This window comes from Caulobacter sp., assembly GCF_049283275.1.
Classification (GTDB): domain Bacteria; phylum Pseudomonadota; class Alphaproteobacteria; order Caulobacterales; family Caulobacteraceae; genus Caulobacter.
In genome coordinates, this window is record NZ_JBAPVS010000150.1 from 1 (window position 1) to 20,713 (window position 20,713).

Genomic DNA, 20,713 nt, shown 5'->3' on the forward strand with positions numbered 1-20,713 from the left:
GAGCCCGCAAGAAGGCCGCGACGGCGGCGGCTGGCGAGGCCAAGGCGACCGCAGCGGCGGCCAGGATCGCGGCTTCGGACGCGACGAAAGACGCGACGACCGAGCGCGGGGCGATCCGGGTCGGTACAGCCGGAACGACGGCCGCTGGCGCGAACGCGACCATGATCGCCAGCGCTACGATCAGCGCCACTATCGGCCGGCCTACCGCGCCCCCCAGCGCTACCGCGGCCCGGCTTACCGCTATCCGCCCGGCTTCTACGCCCGTCGCTGGTCGTTCGGCGAATATCTGCCGGGTGGGTGGTACGGCTCGTCCTACTATCTGAACGCCGGGCAGTTCGGCCTGCCCTATCCGCCCATCGGCTGCGAGTGGGTGCGGGTCGGCAACGACGCTGTGCTGGTCGACGTCTGGAGCGGCCAGGTGCTGAGCGTTTTCTACGGCCTGTTCTGGTGAAGACCCGAACCCTTCCCTCCTAGCCAAGGGGGAGGGAAGGGCGGGAATTCAGGCATTTGAGGCGGCATTGGGGGCGCTGGCCATGGCGGCGGAGCGCCCCAGCGGCTAAAACGTCGCCGCAGAGGCTTTCGGGTCACGGTGTTCTGTCGTCATCGCCTTGACGAAACGGCAAAAAAACGCTCAAACGCCCGGCCTTTGTCGCTCCGCCGTTGCGCGGCGCGGCCGTATTTGACCAGTCCTGGAGAAAAAACATGCGCGTCTATTATGATCGCGACGCCGACCTCGCTCGCATCCTGGACAAGAAGATCGCGATCGTAGGCTATGGTTCGCAAGGTCACGCGCACGCTCTCAACCTTCGGGACTCGGGCGCGACCAACGTCGCCGTCGCCCTGCGCGCCGGCTCGCCCACCGCCAAGAAGGCCGAGGGCGAAGGCCTGAAGGTCATGACCGTCGCCGAAGCCGCCGGCTGGGCCGACCTGATCATGATCCTGGCCCCTGACGAGCATCAGGCCGCGATCTACAAGAACGACATCGCCCCCAACATCCGCGACGGCGCGGCCCTGCTGTTCGCCCACGGCCTGAACGTGCACTTCGGCCTGATCGAGCCCAAGGACACCATCGACGTGCTGATGGTCGCTCCCAAGGGCCCCGGCCACACCGTGCGCGGCGAGTACCAGAAGGGCGGCGGCGTGCCCTGCCTGATCGCGGTGCACCACAACGCCACCGGAAACGCTCTGGACCTCGGCCTGGCCTATGCCAGCGCCATCGGCGGCGGCCGTTCGGGCATCATCGAGACCAACTTCCGCGAAGAATGCGAAACCGACCTGTTCGGCGAGCAGGCCGTCCTCTGCGGCGGCACGGTCGAGCTGGTCCGCGCCGGCTTCGAAGTGCTGGTGGAAGCCGGCTACGCGCCGGAAATGGCCTATTTCGAGTGCCTGCACGAGCTGAAGCTGATCGTCGACCTGATGTACGAAGGCGGCATCGCCAACATGAACTATTCGATCAGCAACACGGCCGAGTACGGCGAGTACGTCACCGGTCCGCGCATCATCACGCCGGAAACCAAGCTCGAGATGAAGCGCGTGCTGGAGGACATCCAGTCGGGCAAGTTCGTCCGCGACTTCATGCTGGAAAACCAAGTGGGCCAGCCGAGCTTCAAGGCGACCCGTCGCCGCGCGGCCGAGCACCAGATCGAGGAAGTCGGCGGCCGCCTGCGCGCCATGATGCCCTGGATCGCCAAGAACAAGCTGGTGGACGTGGCCAAGAACTAGGCCTCGGCTTCATCGCTGAAACGACGAACGGCGGGCTCGCAAGGGCCCGCCGTTTTTCGTTTGGGCCATCTCCGTCTTCACGGCTCCGTCCGGCGAGGCTGGAAGCGGCAGCGCGCATCTCACTCTCTTGGTGGGGACGCGGATGCGCGGCGTTCAATTGACGGTAGATCAATCTCAGGTTTATCTATGAGTGTGCGATATCGCACCTGTCCTGGAGGTTGCATGTTCGATTCGACTGTCTCCAAGTCTCTCAGAGTCGCCGCCGCAGTGGCGTCCGTGGCTGCGGCCATGGTGGTCAGCACGCCGGCCGCCCACGCCAAGCCCGATCTGTGCACAGGGTGGGCCTGGGCCCATTGCGACCCGCAGTATGACCGCTTCGATCCCATGTGGGGCGTCTGTTTCGACGCTTGGTACGACGCCTGCGAGGCCGCCCAGCCGGGGCCGCCGCCAAACATCCCTTGGACGCCGTGGCCCTATATCCCGCCGACCCCGCCACCGCCGCCTCAAAATCCCTGAGCGTCGTACTCCAGCTTGGTCTCGGAGCCCCGGTGCGATCATCGCGTCGGGGCTTTGACGATGTGTCCGAGCCTTCACCCCAGCACGAACACCGGCCCCCAGGCCACCAGGTGTTTCCGCGCGCCGGTCGACAGGTGGGGGCGCAGTTGCCAGGCGCCCGGCGGCAGGGTCTGGGCGCCGGGGGCCTCAACGTAGGTCTCGATCAGCGCCTCGCCGCCGGGTTCGGACACCGAGAACTGGTCGATGCGCGGGGTGGCGTTCGACAGGGCCGAAGCCAGGGCGGCCACCGACGTCACCCGCAGCGGGGCGGGGGCGGCCAGACGGGCCGAGACCTCGGCATAGACCCCCAGAGCGATCACCTCGCGACCTTGGCGCAGCACGCCGAAGCCCACGTGGGTGAAGCCCGGCGCCAACAGGTTGGCGCGGTGACCCGGGCTGGTCTTCCACTGGCCCATGATCTGGTCAGGCCGCACCGCGCCGGCGGCGTTCAGGCGCTCGGCGATGTTCTCGGCCGGAGCGCCGATCAGGTCGCGCGCCAGCAGGCCCACGCGGGCGGCGGGACCGAAGCCCTCGCGGGTCATGTGGTCGAAGACCCCCGTGCGGGCGATGTCGGCGGCATGGGCCCGGGCCGCCAAGGTCAGACCCGGATCGGGCGCCAGGTCGGGCAGTCCTCGGCCGCGTCGGAAGATGTCGCCCAGATCGTGCAGGTCGGTCTCGAAGTCGGGGTCGAAGTCGCCCCGGCTCTCGGCCAACTGGCGGCGCAGGCGGCGGTCATAGGCCAGCCACGGGTCGCCCATGGCGGCCTCCGCTGGGTCAGGGGCGAGGCCGGGTAGGACCAGGGCGGAGGCGGCGGCGGCGATCAGCGTGCGGCGGTTTGGGGCGTTCATGATCCTCAAGGCGGTTGACAGCGTCCCGTTTCGGCAAGCTCTAAGGGTCCATGAGACCCGTACGTTCCATCTGGCTGGCCGGACCCGAACCTTGGCTTCCCGACGCTGAGGCCCAGGCCGCGCGTCAGCGCGCCCTCTGTCTGGATAACGGCTTCACCGGCCTGACCGCTCCCGCCATCGTCGAGACCCAGCCCGACAATGTCGAGATCCAGGCCCGCGAACTCTATGCCGAGAGGATGGCCAAGCTGCGGCAGGCCGACGCCGGGATCATCAATCTGACGCCGTTCCGCGGGCCCTCCTGCGCCAGCGCCGCCGCCTTCGAGGCCGGAGTGCTGGCGGGGCTTGGGCGGCCGATCATGGCCTATGTGAACGTTTCCGACGAGAGCGAGGCCGAATATGTCGACCGCGTCGAGGTGCATGTCGGCGCCCAGCGCGACGAGCACGGCGTCTGGCGCGACGGCGACGGCTGCGTGGTCGAAGACTTCGGCCTGCCCGAGACCCTGATGCTGTGGGCCGAGGCCCGGCGGCTGTTCGTGATCATCACCGACGATCCGCTGCACGACCTGACGGGCCTGGAGATGTGCCTGGAGGCGTTGGCGCTGTACGCGGAGTAGGGGGCTAAGAAGGGGACACACGCTCACCCCGCGGCCCTGGCCGAACCGGCGAGGCCTTGCCGTGAGCGTGTGTCCCCTTCTTCGGTTACAACACCGCCCGCGCGGCTTTCGCCGCCGCGACCATGTTGACCAATGCCGGACGGACCTCGTCCCACTTGCGGGTCTTCAGGCCGCAGTCGGGATTGACCCAAAGCTGGCTCGGCGAGAGCCGGCGGCCGGCGGTGGTCAGCAGGGCGACCATCTCGTCTGATCCCGGCACGCGCGGCGCATGGATGTCGTAGACGCCCGGCCCGATCTCGGCCGGATAGGCGTAGGCCTCGAAGGCGTCCAGCAGCTCCATCTTCGAGCGCGCGGTCTCGATGGAGATGACGTCGGCGTCCATCGCCCCGATCGCGGCGATGATGTCGTTGAACTCCGAATAGCACATGTGGGTGTGGATCTGGGTCTCGTCGCGGACGCCCGAGGCCGTCAGGCGGAAGGCCTCGACCGCCCAGTCCAGATAGGCCTGGCGGTCGGCGCGGCGCAGGGGCAGGCCCTCGCGCAGCGCCGCCTCGTCGATCTGGATGACCTTGGCGCCGGCCGCCTCCAGGTCAACCACCTCGTCGCGGATCGCCAGGGCGATCTGGCGGCAGGTCTGGCTGCGGGGGATGTCGTCACGGACGAACGACCACTGCAGGATGGTGACCGGGCCGGTCAGCATGCCCTTCATCGGCCGGGCGGTCAGGGACTGGGCGTAACGCCACCACTCCACCGTCATCGGCTTGGGCCGCGACACGTCGCCGAAGATGATCGGCGGCCGCACGCAGCGTGAGCCGTACGATTGGACCCAGGCGTGCTTGGTGAACACGAAGCCGGAGAGCTGCTCGCCGAAGTACTGGACCATGTCGTTGCGCTCGAACTCGCCGTGCACCAGCACATCGAGGTCGATTTCCTCCTGCCAGGCCACCGCGGCGGCGGTCTCCTCGCGCAGGAACAGCTGATAGTCGGCGTCGGCCAGGGCGCCCTTGGCGTAGGCCGCGCGGGCCTTGCGCACGGCGCTGGTCTGGGGAAACGAGCCGATCGTCGTGGTCGGCAGCGGCGGCAGGTTCAGGCGGGCCTGCTGCAGGGTGATCCGCTGGGAGAACGCCGCGCCGCGCCGGGCGTCGTCCGGGGTCACGGCGGCCAGCCGGGCCTGGACCGCCGGGTCATGGATGCTGGGCGAGGCCCGTCGCGCCGCGGCGGCCTTGGAGGCCGCCTCCAGGGCGGGGCGCACGGCCTCACGGCCCTCGTTGAGCGCCTTGGCCAGGACGGCCAGTTCCTCGATCTTCTGGACGGCGAAGGCCAGCCATTGGCGGACCTCTGGATCCAGCGCCGTTTCCAGCGCCAGGTCGGTCGGCGTGTGCAGCAGCGAACAGGACGGGGCCAGGATGACGCGGTCGCCGCCGCGCTTGGAGACGATCGGGTCCAGCCGGTCCAGCAAGGCTTCCAGGTCGGCGCGCCAGACATTGCGGCCGTCGATCACGCCCAGCGACAGCACCAGGCCCTCGCGCGCCGACGACAGCACCGCGTCCAGCTGTTCCGGCGCGCGGGCCAGGTCGACGTGCAGGCCGTCGACCGGCAGGTTGGCGGCGGTCGACAGGTTGTCGCCATACGCGCCGAAATAGCTGGTCAGCATGATGCGCAGGCCAGGCGTGGCATGGGTCAGCAGCCCGTAGGTCCGCCGCAGTTCGCCCCGCTCGAAGTCCGTGAGGTCCAGCGCCAGGCAGGGCTCGTCGATCTGCACCCAGTCGGCCCCCGCCGCCATCAGGCGCTGCAGGACCTCGACATAGACCGGGATCAGCGACGACAGCAGCGACAGCGTCGAGAAGTCTGGGTCACGGCTTTTGGCCAGCTTCAGGAAGGTGACCGGACCCAGCAGCACGGGGCGGGTGCGGATTCCCAGGGTCTTGGCCTCCAGGAACTCATCGATCGGTTTTGTGGAAGACAGGGCGAAGGTCTGGCCGCGCGACACCTCGGGCGTCAGGTAATGATAGTTGGTGTCGAACCACTTGGTCATCTCCATGGCCGGCAGGCCCGCGCCGTGGGCGTGGACGTGACCATGCTCGCAGACCTCGGTCTGGCCTTGGGTTCCTCGCGCCATGGCGAAATAGGTCGCGGTGTCGACCGGTCCGCCGGCCTGGCCATAGGCCTTCGGGATCGCGCCGACCATCACGCTGGTGTCCAGCACGTGGTCGTAGAGCGAGAAGTCATTGCTGGGCAGGTGGTCAACGCCCAAGGCCTTCTGGCGGGCCCAGGCCTTGGCGCGCAGCTCGGCGGCCGTGGCCAGCAGGGAAGGGGCGTCGATCTTGCCGGCCCAGTGGTCCTCGAGCGCGAGTTTCAGCTCACGGCGCGGGCCGATGCGGGGAAAGCCCAGGGTGGCGACGGTGACGGTCATTTCAAAAAGCCTCTGCCGGTGTGATGGCGGGAGGCTGATCGGGGCGCGCGTTCGGCCGCGCACGGGGGCTCACGCCCGGGTCACGCCTTGCAAGCGACCAGACCGGGCACCCCGCCGGAGGACGTTATAGGTCGGGGCAGGTCTCCTGGCTCACGGGTCAGCGCCCCTGTCCTGGCCTTCCCGACACGCCACCGATCCAGCTTCGGCGCGTCAGTGACACGTAATGGACAGCGGCTCGCCGCTCACAGTTGCGGGGGCAGCGCCGGGCTCGGGTTTTCACGCCCTCACCGACTTCCCTCTTAGCTCCGGACGCGAACGTCCGCAGACCACGACGAGCGTAGGAAGCGCTCGTTCTGGCTAGGCGTCAAGGGGGATATAAAGATATCCTTATGTGATTTTCACCAACCGAGCGCCGCGTCGCCGCGCAGGATGGCCTCGGCCGCCGCCGAATGCCCCGCGCCCTCGCGCTCATGCAGCACCAGCGGCGGCAACAGCACCAGCGGCGCCTTGCCGGTCTTGATCGCCCGCACGATCACCCGCTTGGCCGGAGCGTCGGCGAAGGGCGCGATGGGGCGGATCTTGAACGAGCCGGCCTTGGGGGCCAGCAGGGCCAGGATGTCGGCCAGTCGGTCGGCGCGATGGATCAGGGTGAGGGTCCCGCCCTCGCGCACCGCCTTCAGGCAAAAGCCCGTCCAGGCCGCCAGCCCGCCGTCGGCCATCCAGGCGCCGGACTTCTCCGGGGCGGGCGCGCGCAGGGCCCCTGGATCGTCGAAAAAAGGCGGATTGCTGATCACGGCGTCGAACACCGGCAGGTTCAGGGCCCGAAACCCCCCCTCGACGTCGCCGCGGACGATCTCGACGCGATTCTCCAGCCCGTTGAGCGCGGCGTTGCCCCGCGCCAGGTCGGCGGCGGCGGGATCGCGCTCCAGTCCGACGAATCGGGTGTCCGGACGCCGGACCGCCGCGGCCAGCAGCGCGCCGCCGACCCCGCAGCCGGCCTCGATCACCCGCTGGTCCGGATCGGCGTCGCAGGCGGCCGCCAGCAAGGCCGCGTCCATGCCCGCCCTATAGCCGGCCAGGGGCTGGCGCAGCCTGACACGGCCGTTCAGGACGGCGTCTTCGGTGACGCCCGAGGGTTTGATGGACGCGGGTATCTCGTTCGGCAACGTTTCAAGCCTTGTGCTCGCCTTGACCCTGACCTATCCCGCCAGCATTGTCGCTCGCAACGGCTGATCAAGCCCGCGGGACGCGAGGCGCACGCCGACCGCCGGCGGGTGTCAGCAGGGAGAGTATGGTTTTGGACGCAGCTGCAGCGACCCTCGCCCGGGAGCCGGGATCGGTGGATCGTCTCGCGCGGCTGGCCGCCGCCGACATGGCTGGGGTCGACGCCTTGATCACCGCGCGCATGCAGAGCGAGGTTCCGGTCATTCCCGCCCTGGCCGAGCACCTGATCGCCGCCGGCGGCAAGCGCTTGCGCCCGCTGCTGACCGTGGCCGCCGCACGCCTGGCCGGGTCGAACAACGACACCTGCCTGAAACTGGCCGCCGCCGTCGAATTCATCCACACCGCCACCCTGCTGCACGACGACGTGGTCGACGGCAGCCAGCTGCGGCGCGGCAAGGTCGCGGCCCACCTGATCTGGGGCGCGGCGCAGAGCGTGCTGGTCGGCGACTTCCTGTTCGCCCGGGCCTTCGAGCTGATGGTCGAAACCAACTCGATGAAGGCGCTGGAGATCCTGGCCCGTGCAAGCCGGGTGATCGCCGAAGGCGAAGTGCTTCAACTCACCCGCAGCCACGACCTGAACCTGTCTCAGGCGCTGTACCTGGAAATCATCGGCGCCAAGACCGCCGAGCTGTTCGCCGCGGCTTCGGAAGCCGGCGGCGTGTCGGCCGGCGTCGAGGCGGCCAAGTCCGACGCCCTGCGCGCCTACGGCATGAACCTGGGCCTGGCCTTCCAGCTGGCCGACGACGCCCTGGACTACGGCGGGACCACCGAAGCCCTGGGCAAGAACGCCGGCGACGACTTCCGCGAAGGCAAGGCCACCTTGCCGCTGCTGCTGGCCATCGCCCGCTCGGGTCCGCGCGAGGCCGAGTTCTGGGAACGGGCCATCGGCCGCCGCGAGCAGACCGAGGCCGATTTCCGCCGGGCCCGCGAGCTGATCGTCGGCACCGGGTCGCTGGAAGCCACCTTGGATCTCGCCTCAGGCTATGCCGACAAGGCCAAGCTGGCCCTGGCCAGCTTCCCGGCCAATGACTGGCGCTCCAGCCTGGAGAGCCTGGCCGACTTCGCGGTCAGCCGGCGCGCCTGACGCCACGCACGCTTAGGTCACGCTTTCCTGGGAGACCGTCATGATCCGCCTGTTGCTCAACATCCTGTGGTTCATCTTCGGCGGCTTCATCTCCGGCTGTCTGTGGCTGTTGGGCGGGGCGTTGCTGGCCCTCACGGTCGTGGGCCTGCCCTATGCGGGCGCGGCCTGGCGCATCGCCGGCTTCGCCTTCTGGCCGTTCGGCAAGGAGATCGTGCCGCGCGAGCTGGTCACCGGCCGCGGGGACCTGGGCACCGGCGGCCTGGGGGTCGTGCTCAACGTGATCTGGTTCCTGCTGGGCGGCTGGTACATCGCCCTGTCGCATCTGGTCGCCGCCGCCTTGGAGGCGGTGACGATCATCGGCATCCCGTTCGCGATCAAGGACCTGCAGCTGGCCGTCGTGGCGATCGCTCCGATCGGGCGGACGGTGGTGGTCCGGCGCTAGAAGCCGGTGAACAGGCGATCGACGGCGCGACGGATGTCGTCTTCGTAGGCGGCGAGCGAGCCTCGTGATCGGCCTAGTTCGCGGTGCTCGATGTTGCTGAGGAACGCCGCGTTCACGACAAGGCCTTCGCCTGCGAACTCAACTTCCACCAAGACCTTGCTGTTACGTGCCGATCGCTCAAGCCGCATGAGCGGCGCAATGACCACCGTCGGCAGGGCCTCGAAAAGGTGGGATTGCAGGACGACCACATAGGGAATCTTGTCGCGCGTGGATACGCCAGGATTGTGGAAGACGTCGTACTGGCGGATCACCAGCGACGCCACTCCGCGCCAAACGCGCCATGCTCTTCGACAAAGCCATTCAGTTCGCCGATCACCTCGGCGTTCTCTTCCGCCCACCGCCGCGCGCGGTCCTCGGCGCCGGCGGGGTCGATCTTCTGAAGGTGCAGTCGCAGCTGCGTCTCGCTCATGCCGGTGACGGAAATCCCCAGCCGCTTGGCCTGAGCCAGCAGTTCCGGATCGATGCCGATGTCGAGTTCGACCTTGCCCATGGGCGAAAGCTAACACGAGCCATGCCCGTCTGACAGGCGCGGAAACAGACGTTTCTAGCGGGCGCTCCGTCGCAGCACGTGCGTCCAAGGCCCTGAAGTGTCTGGTGAAAAGCCCTGGGCTTCCCAGAACAGCGCGGCGGCGGGAGAGGCGGCGGCGTTGCGGGTGAGGAGATCGACCTGGTCTAGGGCTTCTTGCAAGAGGGCCGAGGCAAGGGTTCTCGCCACGCCCTGGCGGCGGAAGGCGGGGCGAACGTAGAAGCGGCGCACGCGGCGGGCGTGCTCGGCTGCGGCGGGCTCGACGGAGAGACCGCCGATCCCCGCCAGTTCCCCGGCCAGCAGCGCGCCCAGCAGGGCCTCGCCGTCGCCGTTGAAGCGCTGGCCACCGGCCCAGTCGTGAGCCAACAGCGCCATGTTGCCGACGCCCTCGCTCGCCGCGTCGGCGAGGAGGGCGGGCAAGCCGTCCGGCAGGTCGTCGATGATCCGGATCAGCTGGATCAAGATCAGCCCGGCGAGATCATGTTCTCGGGGCGGACGTACTGGTCGAACTCTTCGTTGGTCAGGTAGCCGCCGCCGACGGCTTCCTCGCGCAGGGTGGTGCCGTTCTTGTGCGCAGTCTTGGCGATCTTGGCGCAGGCGTCGTAGCCCAGCTTGCCGTTCAGGGCCGTGACCAGCATCAGGCTGTTCTCGACGCCCTTCTGGATGTTGTCGATCCGCGGCTCGATGCCCACCACGCAGTTGTCGGTGAAGCTGATCGCGGCGTCGGCCAGCAGGCGCACCGACTGCAGGAAGTTGTAGGCCATCACCGGGTTGAAGACGTTCAGCTCGAAATGGCCCTGGCTGCCGGCGAAGGTGACGGCGGCGTGGTTGCCGAACACCTGGACGCAGACCTGGGTGAGGGCTTCGGACTGGGTCGGGTTGACCTTGCCCGGCATGATCGACGAGCCCGGCTCGTTTTCCGGCAGGCTGAGCTCGCCCAGGCCCGCGCGCGGGCCGCTGCCCAGGAAGCGGATGTCATTGGCGATCTTGAACAGGCTGGCGGCGACCGTGTTGATCGCGCCGTGGCTGAAGACCATGGCGTCGTGGGCGGCCAGGGCCTCGAACTTGTTGGGCGCGGTGGTGAAGGGCAGGCCGGTGATGGCGGCGATCTGCTCGGCCACCTTCTCGGCGAAGCCGATCGGGGCGTTCAGGCCGGTGCCGACGGCGGTGCCGCCCTGGGCCAGTTCCATCAGCTTGGGCAGGGTCAGCTCGATGCGCTCGATGCCGTTGGCCACCTGCTGGGCGTAGCCGCCGAACTCTTGGCCGAGCGTCAGGGGCGTGGCGTCTTGCGTGTGGGTGCGGCCGATCTTGATGATCTTGGCCCAGGCCTCGGACTTGGCCTTCAGGGCCGCGTGCAGGTGCTTCAGCGCCGGCAGCAGGTCGCTGACGATCTGTTCGGCGCAGGCGATGTGCATGGCCGTTGGGAACGTATCGTTCGACGACTGGCTCATATTGACGTGGTCGTTGGGGTGGACGGGCTTCTTGCTGCCCATCTCGCCGCCCAGCATCTCGATCGCGCGGTTCGAGATCACCTCGTTGGCGTTCATGTTCGACTGGGTGCCCGAGCCGGTCTGCCAGACCACCAGCGGGAAGTGGTCGTTCAGCTTGCCTTCGATGACCTCGTTGGCGGCCGCGATGATGGTTTCGGCGATCTTCGGGTCCAGCTTGCCCAGGGCCAGGTTGGCCTCGGCGGCGGCGCGCTTGACGATGCCCAGGGCGCGGACGACGGGAAGCGGTTGCTTCTCCCAGCCGATCTTGAAGTTGCCGAGCGAGCGCTGGGCCTGAGCGCCCCAGTACTTGTCGTTCTCGACGGCGATCGGTCCAAAGGTGTCGGTCTCGTTGCGCGTGGCGGTCATGCGGCGGGTCTCCCGGAAAAACGGTCGAGCGGGGTCTAGCCCCAAGGCGAGCCCAGGGCAACGTTCCCGGCTTGCGAAGCCGTCCGACGGGCCCTACGCCTTGAATATTCCACCCAACGGGAGTCTCCCATGAGCCCTCACATCGCCCTGCTTCGGGCCGTCAATGTCGGCGGGCGCAAGGTGCTCAAGGACGACCTGCTGGGCCTGGCCAAGGACCTGGGCTTCGACGACGCCAAGACCCTGCTGGCCAGCGGCAATCTGGTGCTGTGGGGGAAGGGCGGCTCGGACGCCGACATCGAACAACGCCTGGAGGACGGTCTTGAAAAGCGCATGGGTCTGCGCACCGACTTCATGGTCCGCTCGCCGGACGAGCTGAAGGCGATCATCGCCGCCAATCCGTTTCCGGAACTGGCCGAGACCCGGCCCAACCACCTGGTGGTCAATTTCCTCAAGCATCCGATCCCCGCGGGCGACCTCGAGGTGCTGCGCGCGGCGATCACCGGCCGTGAGCGGGTCGAGGGCGGCGGCAAGGCGCTCTATGTCGACTTCATCGACGGCATCGGCGAGTCGATGTTGGATCGCGACTGGAAGAAGACCAAGAAGGCCCCGGTCGGCACCGCCCGTAACTGGAACACGGTGCTGAAGCTGGCGGCGATGGCGGGACTCTGACGGGGAGGATGACCGATGGGATCGGCGAAAGCTGACGGCGGGCGGATCTTGGCGCTCGACCTTTTGAGAGGGCTGGCTGTCGCGGGGATGATCCTGGTGACGAGTCCGGGATCTTGGGAGGACAGCTATGCGCCGCTCAAGCACGCGGCTTGGAACGGTTGGACCCCGGCCGACCTGGTGTTTCCGACCTTCCTGTTCTGCGTCGGCATGGCGATCGGCCTCTCGGCGCCGCGTCTGCGGGCCGCGCAGCGCACCTCGGCCGCGCTGTGGATCAAGATCGCTCGCCGGACCGGCCTGCTGATCCTGCTGGGCTTGGTGCTCAACGCCCTGCCGACCTTCGATCTGGCCCATCTGCGCATCCCCGGCATCCTGCAGCGGATCGGCCTGTGCTACGCCCTGGCCAGCGCCCTGTGCCTGCTGCCGGCCAAGCCCGCCGCCGACGGAACGCTGCGGATCAATCTCGGCGTCACCGCGCTGGCCGCCGCAGTGCTGCTGGTCGGCTACTGGGCGCTGCTGGCCTTCACGCTGGTCCCCGGTTTCGGCGTTGGACGGTTGGATTCGTACGGCTCGCTGCCGGCCTTCGTCGATCGGGCGGTGTTCACGATCCCCCACCTGTGGGCCTACGGCCTGACCGAGGGCGTGGGCGTGACCTATGACCCCGAAGGCCTGCTCTCGACCTTGCCGGCCACGGTCAACGTCCTGATCGGCGCGATCGCCGCCACGCTGCTGGTCCGGCGTTCGGAGCAGGGCGAGGAAGGGGCGGCGGGCCTAGTCCCTCTGCTGATCCTGGGCGTGGCCCTGATCGCGGTCGGTCTGGCGCTGGATCCGGTCGTGCCGGTCAACAAGCGGATCTGGACGTCCAGCTTCGCCCTGTTCAGCAGCGGCGCGTCGCTGGTCGCCCTGGTGGTGCTCCAGGCGCTCCTGAAGATCCGGTGGGTCGAGATCGTCGCGGCGCCGCTGAAGGTGCTGGGCGGCAACGCCATCCTGGCCTTCGTCGTCTCGCAGGTCCTGGGCGTCTGCTCCAGCCTGCCGTTGCAGCACCGAGCGGGTCTGCCGGACCTGACGCTCCAGGCTTTCGGCTTCGAGACAGCCCAGCGGCTGACCGCCGATCTCTATCTGGCCTCGCTGCTCTGCGCCCTGGCGATCCTGGCCCTGATCACCGCGGTGATCACGCCCTTGCACCGTCGCGGGATCCACCTGCGGCTCTAGGCGTGGCGGGGTGGCCGGCGGTCGGATATAGGGGCGGGACGTCAGGAGATGTCCCATGCTTGTCGCCACCACCAATGACCTGCCCGGCTATCGCGTCGTCGCTCATCTAGGCCTGGTGCGCGGCGTCACCGTCCGCTCGCGCAGCGTGATCGGCAACATCGGCGGATCGATCCAGTCGATCTTCGGCGGCAAACTGTCGATCTACGTCAACCTAGCCGAGGCGGCCCGCAAGGAGGCCTACGAGCTGCTGGTGGCCCATGCGGCCGAGCTGGGGGCCAACGCCGTCATCGCCATGCGCTACGACGCCAACGAGATCATGGAAGGCATTACCGAGGTCCTGGCCTACGGCACGGCCGTGCGGGTCGAGCCGAACACCTGATGCCTTCCTTGGTGGAGCATGGCGGCTGGACGCATCACGGCAAGGTCAGGGCCCGCGAGGACGGCGGCGAACTGACCGTGGTGGTCGACGGCCTGACCACCCAGGCCAAGTACTACAAGCCCCTGATCTACGAGTTCTTCCGCAAGGTGTGGCGCGGTTCGCGGCCGGCCTGGGGCGAGTTCTCGGTCGAGATCGGCATGGAGTTCGTCGGCGAGCCGCCATGGATGGACCTGGACAACCTGGCCAAGGCCCTGCTGGACGCCATCAAGGGCTACGCCTTCCATGACGACGCCCAGGTCGCTCGGCTGCTGGTCGAGCGCCGGCCGGCCGAGCGCGAGCGGATCGTCATCGTGGTGCGCAAGCTGGAGTCGCGCTTTCTGCGATCCACGCTGGAAGGCTGAGGCTCCTCCAAAAGGGGAGGCCTAGGCGTTCCAGAACTCCAGGAAGCCCCACGCCGCCAGCAGCAGCGCGAAGCTCAGGAAGATCAGGGTCGTGCAGGTGAAGGCCAGCTTGCGCAGCGAAACCCAGCTGTCGACCCGTCGGCCGCCGCGCCACACCACCGGCAGCATGGCCAAGGTGGCGACAGTCAGCAGGGTGGCGACGAAGGCGCAGGCCGAGGCGCTGAGCAGCCAGCCGCTGGGCCAGCCATAGACCACCTTGGCGACGTCGCCGGCACCGCTGGCGAACACGCCCACGCCGACCAGGGCGATCAGCCAGAGGATGGCCTGGATGGTCTGCATCAGGCTGGCGCGGGCCTGGGTCGGGGTCTGGCGCGCCTCGCGGCGGTCGCGCGTGGCCACGCCGACCAAGGTGGCGATAGCCGCCAGGATGGTGAGCACGGCGAAGATCGACAGCAGGCCGCGTTGGTGCGGGAAGCCGATGCGCTCGAACGCCGCCACGCCCATGGGCGAGAAGAACCGCATCACCTTGCCGTCCTCGCGCTGGAACACCAGCAGGCCCGAGCCGCTGAGCGGCGCGAAGGTGTCGGGCTGCTCGGTCGCGGTCCACTGACTGGACTTGCCGTCGACCGTCAGGGTCAGGCGGCCGTCCGGAGCGGCGCGCACGGTCGCCTCGCCGATTAGGCGGTCGATGAAGCCCTCCAGCCCGCCATACGAGCGGCGGGTGGTCAGGTAGTGGCCTTCATAGGCCACGGCTTCGTCGTGGCTGATCCGGCTGGCGACGGGGATCTCAGGGCGCGGGGCGTAGAAACGCTCAAGGATGATCGAGGGCAGGCTGGCGGGCAGGTCGGCGCCCGTGTCGGTGTTGACCGCAACGAACACGCCCAGACCCAGCTCGGGAACCATGACCATGTTGGAATGGAACCACAGGGTCGCGCCGGCGTGACCGAAGCCGCGGTGGGCACCGGGCAGGGGGATGTCCTGGAAGCCGGCGTTCCAGCCCGGCGCGCCGTCGGCCGGGCGATACATCGGCGTGCGGAACATCGCGCTGGTCTTGGGGGAGAAGATCGTCTTGCCGTTGATGGTCCCGCCGTCCAGCAGCAGGGTCATGTAGCGGGCCATGTCGCCGGCCGTGCTGGAGGCCGAGCCGGCGGGCGCGATGTGGCCGATGAACTCCGGCGCCTCGGTCTGGAAGCCCAGCGGGGTCCACCGGAAGCCGTCCGACAGGTCGGCCGCCAGGGCCGGCGCCATCGGGGCGGGCAGGCCGTCCTGCCACGGACGGTTCTCGCGGAAGGTGGTGTGGGTCAGGCCGGCGGGCAGGATCACCTGATCGGCGACCACCCGCTCGAACGGCTGGCCGGTCACATTGGCCAGGGCCGCGCCGGCCAGGCCGACGCCGTAATTGGAATAGGCCGGCAGCAGGCCCGGTTCGCGCACGCGATTGGGGCGCTCCTGGCGCAGATACAGGTCCAACGGCCGCTCGCGGCGCGGATCGCGCTCGAACAGTTGGCCCAGGGTGCGGTCCTCGAACCCGCCGGTGTGGGTCATCAGGTCGCGCAGCCGCACCGGGGTCTTCTTGCCCTGGTCCTTCAGCTGCAGCTTCTCGGGCAGGTAGATGTTGATCGGCGTGTCCAGACGCATGCGCCCGGCCTCGACCTCGTTCATCAGGGCGATCCACGTGAAGGTCTTGGAGATCGAGCCGATGCGGAACAGGGTCGTGTCGGGATCGACCTTGCGGCCGTCCTTCAGGCTGGCCAGGCCGTAGCCCTTCTTCAGCACCACCTGGCCGTTCTGGACGATGGCGATGGTCACGCCGGCGATATGGTCGCGGGCCATGCGGTCGCGCACGACGCCGTCCACATAGGCCTCCAGGTCGGCGACCGGCAACGGGGTCGCGGGGGTGGCGAGAACCGGCGACAGGGAGGGCGCGAGGGCGTCGTTCGGCGTCGTCGCCAGGGCCGACGGGGGCGTGGTTGTCGCGGCCGGTGGGACGGCGCGTTGCGGGCGAGGGGCGCGGCGGCGACGGACCGTCGCCGTATAGGGAACCGGAGCCGGCGGGAGCGTGGCGGTCGGAGCCGTCTCCGCGGGCGGCGCGGGCGCCACGTCCTGGGTTTCAGCCACCGTCGCGCCGAAGAGGCCGCAGCCGATGATCGCCGCCGTAACAACGGCCCTGAACGAAAGACGCAGCGTCACGAACAAGACCTCGCAGGCTCATGGAAAATATAGGTTGAGCAAACTTCTAGGGCGCCCCGGCCGGGGATCAAAGGGGATGTGATCCGCCGTGGACGTCTTTCCCGTGGACGCTTGGTCGCTCAGCGCCGTTTGGCGGACCCCGAAGGCTTGATCGAAGGCGGATGCGGAAAGACGTATAGCGGCAGCAGCGGACGCAGGCGGGCCCCGATCCACAGCTGCGGTTCCGAGGCCGGCTCCTCCCGGGTTTCGCGCTCGCGCCGGGCCACGCAGACCTGGACCGCCCGTCCCAAGGCCGCGAAGTCGTGGACGGTTGGCGCGGACGCCAGAAAGCAGTCGTCGAAATAGGGATACTTGTCGTCCTCGCCGCAGCCGAACGAGGTGCGGTCCGGCCGCGCGGCCGTCAGAATCATCCGGTCATCGCGCTGCAATGGTTTGACGAACACGCCCGAGAAGCAGGCCGAAACCACGACGATCGACGGGCGCGCCGGGCAGGCGTCGTCGATCACCGCCGCCAGCAGGCTGGGCGGCAGGATGTTCTCGTCCAGCATCGCCCCCTCGGGCGCGCCGTGGCTGGTGAGATAGAGCAGGCAGCCGGCCGTGTTCTTCGCCGCAAGGTCGCGCAGGCCCGCGTGGACGGCGCGCAGCTCGGTCTTGCCGGGCTTCACGGCTGGATAGCGTTTGGGACGCACCGAATACTGACGAATGGCGTCGGGCGCGAAGCCGAGCCGGATCAAGGTCGCGCCCACGTCTCGGCGGGCGTTGTCGAAGGCCTCGGTCGGTTTGCCTGTATGGGCCCGCCAGTCGCCGGCCACCACGACCGCCGCCCAATCGGCGAAAGAGGGGGCGGCGAACGAGGAGCCGCCGGCTGCTGCTGGCGGGGTTTGGGCTTGAGCGGGCAGGACGGCGAGCAGCGGCAGAAGCAAACCCAGAACCAGGCCCGCGATCCGCTGCATGGCGGCCCTACTTCTTGAACTTCGAAAACGGCGTCGGGATCGCCGTGGCGCTGGCCTTGGCCAGCAGCCGACCTTCGGGATCGTAGAGCTCGCCTTCCAGGAAGCAGACCGTCTTGCCCCAGCGGACCACCCAGCCGACACCCTTGAGCGGGCCGGGGATGGCCGGGCGCAGGAAGCTGGTCTTCATCTCCAAGGTAGGGACCACGCAGGTCATGCCCGAGGTGATCATGCCGGCCACCGACATGCATTCGTCCAGCATGGCGCAGACATAGCCGCCCTGGACATGACCCATCGGATTGCCCACCGCCTCGACCGAAGGCTCGAAGGCGATCTCGACCCGACGTTCGGTCTGGCTGACCGACAGCATGCGGAATCCCAGGGTGCGGGCGCTGCCCGGCGGGTTCTTGGACGTCAGAAACCGCGCGAGGATCGCCTCGTCCGTCAGGGTCTGCGGCGTTTGCGAGACCACGTCGCTTGGAGGCAAGTCGGGCGGGGCGATGTCGCTCACCCGGTTATTTCTTGCGGAACTGGTCGAGGGAGATGATCTTCGGCGCGTCTTCGCCGCCCTCTGCGGTGGCGACGACCTCGGGTTCCGGCTCGGGTTCGGGGGCCTGCGGAGCGATCTCCGGAGCCTCGAACTGCAGGGCGAACTGCACCGACGGGTCGTAGAACCGGGTCACCGCCGCATAGGGGACCGACAGCCGCTTGGGTTGGCCGCCGAACTTCAGGGTCACCGAGAAGAAGGTCTCGCCGGGCGCCAGGTCCCAGTACTGGTGCTGCAGGATGATGGTCATCTCGTCGGGATATTTGCCCAGAAGGTCCTGCGGGCCCGAGACGCCCGCCGCCTGGGTCTTGAAGGTGATGTAGAGGTGATGCGGTTCGGGCAGGCCGCCGGGCGCGGCGGCCTTCCTCAACGCAGCCTTCACGACGCCGCGCAGGGCGTCCTGGGCCATCGCCTCGTACTGCATCAGATCTTCAGGCGGATTGGTCTGGGCCATGCGGTCCATCGTAAAGCGGAAACTGGAACGAAGCGCGGAGAGTAGCCTGTCGCGGGGGCGGCGAGAAGGTGGGGCGCGGTGCGATTTTGAAGAAAGAGGAGGTCGGCGCTGGCCCCCTCCGTCACGACGCTGCGCGTCGCGCCACCTCCCCCGCTGCGCGAGGGAGGAAGTGGAGGGATTCTGTTGGCAGGCTCCCTCCGGGCCCCGCCTAAGGATCTGAACCCCTAGGACTTAAGAGGCGAGATCACCCGCACCGCATTACGCGGCGATGGCGAACTCTTCAGCGAAGTTATCGTTCGCAGTTAGTTTAGCGGCCCGATACGGTGAGCCACGCCGAGAGAAAGCATAACACCTTTACACGTCTGTCGATGCTGATCGGCCCCATGCATTCCCGCGATAACTCGGGAGGTCTTGGTGGAGCCGCCGGGAATCGCACCCGGGTCCAGTCCGCTTATTACGTGCGCGTTTATCCCCATAGTCCGAGCAAGCCCGAACGAACTCAATATAGGGGCTGGGGGTCGCGGATGGAAGGCTGTCGTTGAGAGCGGCGAGGAAAACGGACGGTTTCACGCGAGCGGGGCGGCGGTTGCAGGCTCAGGCGGCCCTCGGTCAGGCGGCCGATCAGCAGGCCGCCGCCGTCCTCGAACAAGCGCACGTCATCGCCTTCGATCTCGTAGTGGCCGGTGAACGCCAGCTCGTCGTCGTGACGTTCTTCGAACCGGCCGTCCATGCGCAGTTCAAGGGCGACGCCGTCGGCGCTTGCCCACACGCCGGACACCCGGCGAGCGATCTTGGGATAGTATTTCATGGGAACCTCGGGGGCGGGCGGCCACGTCACGACCAGACTGGAGGCATGACGAGACCGACCCCGCCAATGTGACGTGTCCGAGCCCTCAACGGATAGACCGATGCTGCCCCTTGATTGCACGATCCTGCACATCACCTCTGGCAAGCGTGACGGGGCGTCTCCTCGAGCGTAGGACAACGTCCATCAGCAGAAGGAAATGTCGATGGTCGAGCAAGGCGAACTCGCCGCGCTGATTGAACGATACGCGCCTCACGACGGCGACCATACCGTCTGCGAAAAGGCTTCCCTGCATCGCTCAGAGCAGCCCACCGAACCCAAGCATGGCGTGTTCGGCGCGGCGGTCTGCGTGGTGGCCCAGGGTCGCAAGCAGGTGCTCAGCGGCGGATCGGTGCTGGTCTACGATCCGCTGAACTATCTGGTCGCCTCGGTCGACCTGCCGGTGATCGGCCAAGTCATCGAGGCCTCGCCGGAACAACCCTATCTGTCGTTCCGCATGACCCTGGACCCGGCGGTGATCGGGGACCTGCTGCTGCAGTTGGGCGGCGAGCAGGCCTTGGCGCAGGACGCCGGGCCGCTGGTCGGGGCCATGGCGGTCAGCCAGGTCAATCCGCCCTTGCTGGACGCCGTGATGCGCATGGTCCGCCTGATCGAGACCCCGCGCGACGCCGACGTCCTGGCGCCGCTGATCGAGCGGGAAATCCTCTACCGCATGCTGCTGGGCGACCAGGGGCCGCGGCTGGCCCAGATTGCCCGGGCCGACGGCCGCATGCGTCAGGTCAAGCGGGCCATCGGCTGGATCACCCAGCACTTCAACCAGCCGTTCAGCATCGAGGAGTTGGCCGCCGAGGCGCGCATGAGCCCCTCGGCCCTGCATCGCCATTTCAAGGCGGTGACCGCGCTCAGTCCCCTGCAGTACCAGAAGCAGATCCGCCTGCAGGAGGCGCGCAAGCTGATCCTGGCCCAGCGGCTGGACGCCGGCTCGGCCGGCCACGCGGTGGGCTATGACAGCCCCTCGCAGTTCAGCCGCGAATACGCCCGCCTGTTCGGCGCGCCGCCCCTGCGCGACGCCGCCCGCCTGCGGGCCCGGCCCGAGATGCTGCTCGACACCTAGGGCGCGGCCACGGCCGTCCTACAGATTTCCCCCATTTCTGGCGCCGCGTCGGCGGCCAGGCCCTGGCGCGGCTGTGTCTGTTCTTCGTCGCCCCGGCGATCGCCGCGTTGCTGCGCCGGTTCAACCTGCTGAAGCGGGGGTGAGGCGCACGCGGCGGCCCTAGTGCGGCAGGTCGGACCAGTTGATCACGGCCGAGTTCTGGGACTGCCCGACCAGGGTCAGCTTCTGGCCGTGATCGTCGCTGAGAACGTCGAAGATGTAGCGACCGCCGGGGGCCTCGGCGTTCCGCACGACTTTGCCGGTCGCGTCGTAGGTGACCACCGCGAACGAGCTGCGGTTGTCGGTGTAGCTGAAAATCCAGGTCTTGCCCGAACCGTAGGAGATGACCGGGCAGGTCTTGCTGGCCGGCGCGCCGTCGACCGGCGCGTTAATGCACACGAGCTGCAGGCCGGCGGGCGGCGGCGGGGCTTCGCTGACCGGGATGAACTTCACCTGCGGCGTGTTGGGCATGGCCTGGGCCTCGGCCGTGGAGGCGGCGCCGAGCACCGCGCAGGCGAGGCCGGCGGCGGCCAGCAGGGATTTCACGGCGACGATCTTGGCCAAGGCTTCTTCTCCCGAGTTATGGCCAAGTTTGATAACGATGTTATCCGA

Annotated in this window: 24 protein-coding genes, 1 other RNA gene and 1 riboswitch; of the genes, 11 read left to right on the plus strand and 14 right to left on the minus strand. The window is 68.3% G+C overall.

From position 1 onward, the window contains the following. The 3 genes from WAL33_RS08010 to WAL33_RS08020 all read left to right on the plus strand — a co-directional run. On the plus strand, nt 1-451 hold a 451-nt coding region (locus WAL33_RS08010), incomplete at its 5' end, for an RcnB family protein (RefSeq protein WP_422180211.1). A gap of 251 nt (nt 452-702) precedes the next feature. Beyond that, nucleotides 703-1,722 carry a ketol-acid reductoisomerase gene (gene ilvC / locus WAL33_RS08015; protein WP_422180213.1) on the plus strand — a complete coding sequence of 340 codons (1,020 nt, stop codon included), beginning with the start codon at nt 703-705 and terminating at the stop codon, nt 1,720-1,722. Nucleotides 1,723-1,944: 222 nt separating this feature from the next. Further along, on the plus strand, nt 1,945-2,238 hold the full coding sequence (locus WAL33_RS08020) for a hypothetical protein (RefSeq protein WP_422180215.1): 294 nt from the start codon (nt 1,945-1,947) through the stop codon (nt 2,236-2,238). A 74-nt stretch (nt 2,239-2,312) separates the two neighbouring features. Here the strand turns inward: WAL33_RS08020 and WAL33_RS08025 are convergent, their stop codons facing one another. Continuing rightward, nucleotides 2,313-3,125 carry a CAP domain-containing protein gene (locus WAL33_RS08025; RefSeq protein WP_422180217.1) on the minus strand — a complete coding sequence of 271 codons (813 nt, stop codon included), beginning with the start codon at nt 3,123-3,125 and terminating at the stop codon, nt 2,313-2,315. A 50-nt stretch (nt 3,126-3,175) separates the two neighbouring features. Here WAL33_RS08025 and WAL33_RS08030 point away from each other — a divergent pair, with 50 nt between their 5' ends. Next, complete coding sequence (locus WAL33_RS08030; protein ID WP_422180219.1) at nt 3,176-3,739, plus strand: nucleoside 2-deoxyribosyltransferase; 564 nt, start codon at nt 3,176-3,178, stop codon at nt 3,737-3,739. A gap of 85 nt (nt 3,740-3,824) precedes the next feature. Here the strand turns inward: WAL33_RS08030 and metE are convergent, their stop codons facing one another. Together metE and WAL33_RS08040 are read right to left on the minus strand one after the other, a co-directional pair. Continuing rightward, a complete protein-coding gene (gene metE, locus WAL33_RS08035) occupies nt 3,825-6,152 on the minus strand; it encodes a 5-methyltetrahydropteroyltriglutamate--homocysteine S-methyltransferase (RefSeq protein WP_422180221.1) in 2,328 nt (775 codons plus the stop codon). 118 nt (nt 6,153-6,270) lie between these two features. Beyond that, nucleotides 6,271-6,498: riboswitch (cobalamin riboswitch) on the minus strand. A gap of 52 nt (nt 6,499-6,550) precedes the next feature. Then, the gene (locus WAL33_RS08040) at nt 6,551-7,294 is read right to left on the minus strand and encodes a tRNA1(Val) (adenine(37)-N6)-methyltransferase (protein WP_422180283.1); all 744 of its coding nucleotides are present in this window, start codon (nt 7,292-7,294) and stop codon (nt 6,551-6,553) included. 155 nt (nt 7,295-7,449) lie between these two features. On the opposite strand from WAL33_RS08040, the gene WAL33_RS08045 reads away from it, so the two are divergent. Further along, nucleotides 7,450-8,460 carry a polyprenyl synthetase family protein gene (locus tag WAL33_RS08045; protein WP_422180223.1) on the plus strand — a complete coding sequence of 337 codons (1,011 nt, stop codon included), beginning with the start codon at nt 7,450-7,452 and terminating at the stop codon, nt 8,458-8,460. 40 nt (nt 8,461-8,500) lie between these two features. After that, nucleotides 8,501-8,902 carry a YccF domain-containing protein gene (locus WAL33_RS08050; RefSeq protein WP_422180225.1) on the plus strand — a complete coding sequence of 134 codons (402 nt, stop codon included), beginning with the start codon at nt 8,501-8,503 and terminating at the stop codon, nt 8,900-8,902. Here WAL33_RS08050 and WAL33_RS08055 read toward each other — a convergent pair. Genes WAL33_RS08055 through fumC form a run of 4 tightly spaced genes read right to left on the minus strand, consistent with a single transcriptional unit; the run spans nt 8,899 to nt 11,344 of the window. Beyond that, nucleotides 8,899-9,213: a CcdB family protein gene (locus WAL33_RS08055; protein WP_422180227.1), complete on the minus strand. Its 315-nt coding sequence runs from the start codon at nt 9,211-9,213 to the stop codon at nt 8,899-8,901. The genes WAL33_RS08050 and WAL33_RS08055 overlap by 4 nt on opposite strands. After that, nucleotides 9,210-9,452, minus strand: a complete 243-nt coding sequence (locus tag WAL33_RS08060; protein ID WP_422180229.1) for a type II toxin-antitoxin system CcdA family antitoxin — start codon at nt 9,450-9,452, stop codon at nt 9,210-9,212. The genes WAL33_RS08055 and WAL33_RS08060 overlap by 4 nt, the downstream gene beginning before the upstream one ends. A 54-nt stretch (nt 9,453-9,506) precedes the next feature. Continuing rightward, nucleotides 9,507-9,950, minus strand: coding sequence for a GNAT family N-acetyltransferase (locus tag WAL33_RS08065; RefSeq protein ID WP_422180231.1), 444 nt, complete (start codon nt 9,948-9,950; stop codon nt 9,507-9,509). A 2-nt stretch (nt 9,951-9,952) separates the two neighbouring features. After that, on the minus strand, nt 9,953-11,344 hold the full coding sequence (gene fumC, locus WAL33_RS08070) for a class II fumarate hydratase (protein ID WP_422180233.1): 1,392 nt from the start codon (nt 11,342-11,344) through the stop codon (nt 9,953-9,955). 129 nt (nt 11,345-11,473) lie between these two features. On the opposite strand from fumC, the gene WAL33_RS08075 reads away from it, so the two are divergent. Genes WAL33_RS08075 through WAL33_RS08090 form a run of 4 tightly spaced genes read left to right on the plus strand, consistent with a single transcriptional unit; the run spans nt 11,474 to nt 14,002 of the window. Then, nucleotides 11,474-12,013 carry a DUF1697 domain-containing protein gene (locus WAL33_RS08075; protein ID WP_422180235.1) on the plus strand — a complete coding sequence of 180 codons (540 nt, stop codon included), beginning with the start codon at nt 11,474-11,476 and terminating at the stop codon, nt 12,011-12,013. Between the two features lie 15 nt (nt 12,014-12,028). Then, nucleotides 12,029-13,222, plus strand: a complete 1,194-nt coding sequence (locus WAL33_RS08080) for an acyltransferase family protein (RefSeq protein ID WP_422180237.1) — start codon at nt 12,029-12,031, stop codon at nt 13,220-13,222. A 55-nt stretch (nt 13,223-13,277) separates the two neighbouring features. Beyond that, nucleotides 13,278-13,601, plus strand: a complete 324-nt coding sequence (locus tag WAL33_RS08085) for a YbjQ family protein (protein ID WP_422180239.1) — start codon at nt 13,278-13,280, stop codon at nt 13,599-13,601. Continuing rightward, nucleotides 13,601-14,002 carry a RusA family crossover junction endodeoxyribonuclease gene (locus WAL33_RS08090; RefSeq protein ID WP_422180241.1) on the plus strand — a complete coding sequence of 134 codons (402 nt, stop codon included), beginning with the start codon at nt 13,601-13,603 and terminating at the stop codon, nt 14,000-14,002. Before WAL33_RS08085 ends, WAL33_RS08090 begins: the two co-directional genes overlap by 1 nt. Before the next feature lie 21 nt (nt 14,003-14,023). Here WAL33_RS08090 and WAL33_RS08095 read toward each other — a convergent pair whose 3' ends face one another. From WAL33_RS08095 to WAL33_RS08120, 6 genes are all read right to left on the minus strand, one after another. Next, nucleotides 14,024-16,192 (minus strand): serine hydrolase domain-containing protein, encoded by a 2,169-nt coding sequence (locus WAL33_RS08095; RefSeq protein WP_422180243.1) that lies wholly within the window; start codon nt 16,190-16,192, stop codon nt 14,024-14,026. Nucleotides 16,193-16,311: 119 nt separating this feature from the next. After that, entirely contained in the window at nt 16,312-17,145 is an 834-nt protein-coding gene (locus WAL33_RS08100; RefSeq protein WP_422180245.1) for a C13 family peptidase, read from the minus strand. Between the two features lie 7 nt (nt 17,146-17,152). Continuing rightward, nucleotides 17,153-17,653 (minus strand): PaaI family thioesterase, encoded by a 501-nt coding sequence (locus tag WAL33_RS08105; protein WP_422180247.1) that lies wholly within the window; start codon nt 17,651-17,653, stop codon nt 17,153-17,155. 4 nt (nt 17,654-17,657) lie between these two features. Continuing rightward, nucleotides 17,658-18,143, minus strand: a complete 486-nt coding sequence (locus WAL33_RS08110) for an SspB family protein (RefSeq protein WP_422180249.1) — start codon at nt 18,141-18,143, stop codon at nt 17,658-17,660. Between the two features lie 168 nt (nt 18,144-18,311). Next, nucleotides 18,312-18,677, minus strand: a transfer-messenger RNA (tmRNA) gene (gene ssrA / locus WAL33_RS08115). After that, complete coding sequence (locus WAL33_RS08120; RefSeq protein ID WP_422180251.1) at nt 18,643-18,951, minus strand: Atu4866 domain-containing protein; 309 nt, start codon at nt 18,949-18,951, stop codon at nt 18,643-18,645. The genes ssrA and WAL33_RS08120 overlap by 35 nt, the downstream gene beginning before the upstream one ends. 202 nt (nt 18,952-19,153) lie before the next feature. Here WAL33_RS08120 and WAL33_RS08125 point away from each other — a divergent pair, with 202 nt between their 5' ends. Continuing rightward, on the plus strand, nt 19,154-20,062 hold the full coding sequence (locus tag WAL33_RS08125; protein WP_422180253.1) for an AraC family transcriptional regulator N-terminal domain-containing protein: 909 nt from the start codon (nt 19,154-19,156) through the stop codon (nt 20,060-20,062). A gap of 159 nt (nt 20,063-20,221) precedes the next feature. On the opposite strand, the gene WAL33_RS08130 is transcribed toward WAL33_RS08125, so the two are convergent. Beyond that, nucleotides 20,222-20,665, minus strand: coding sequence for a hypothetical protein (locus tag WAL33_RS08130; RefSeq protein WP_422180255.1), 444 nt, complete (start codon nt 20,663-20,665; stop codon nt 20,222-20,224). Between the last annotated feature and the right edge of the window lie 48 nt (nt 20,666-20,713).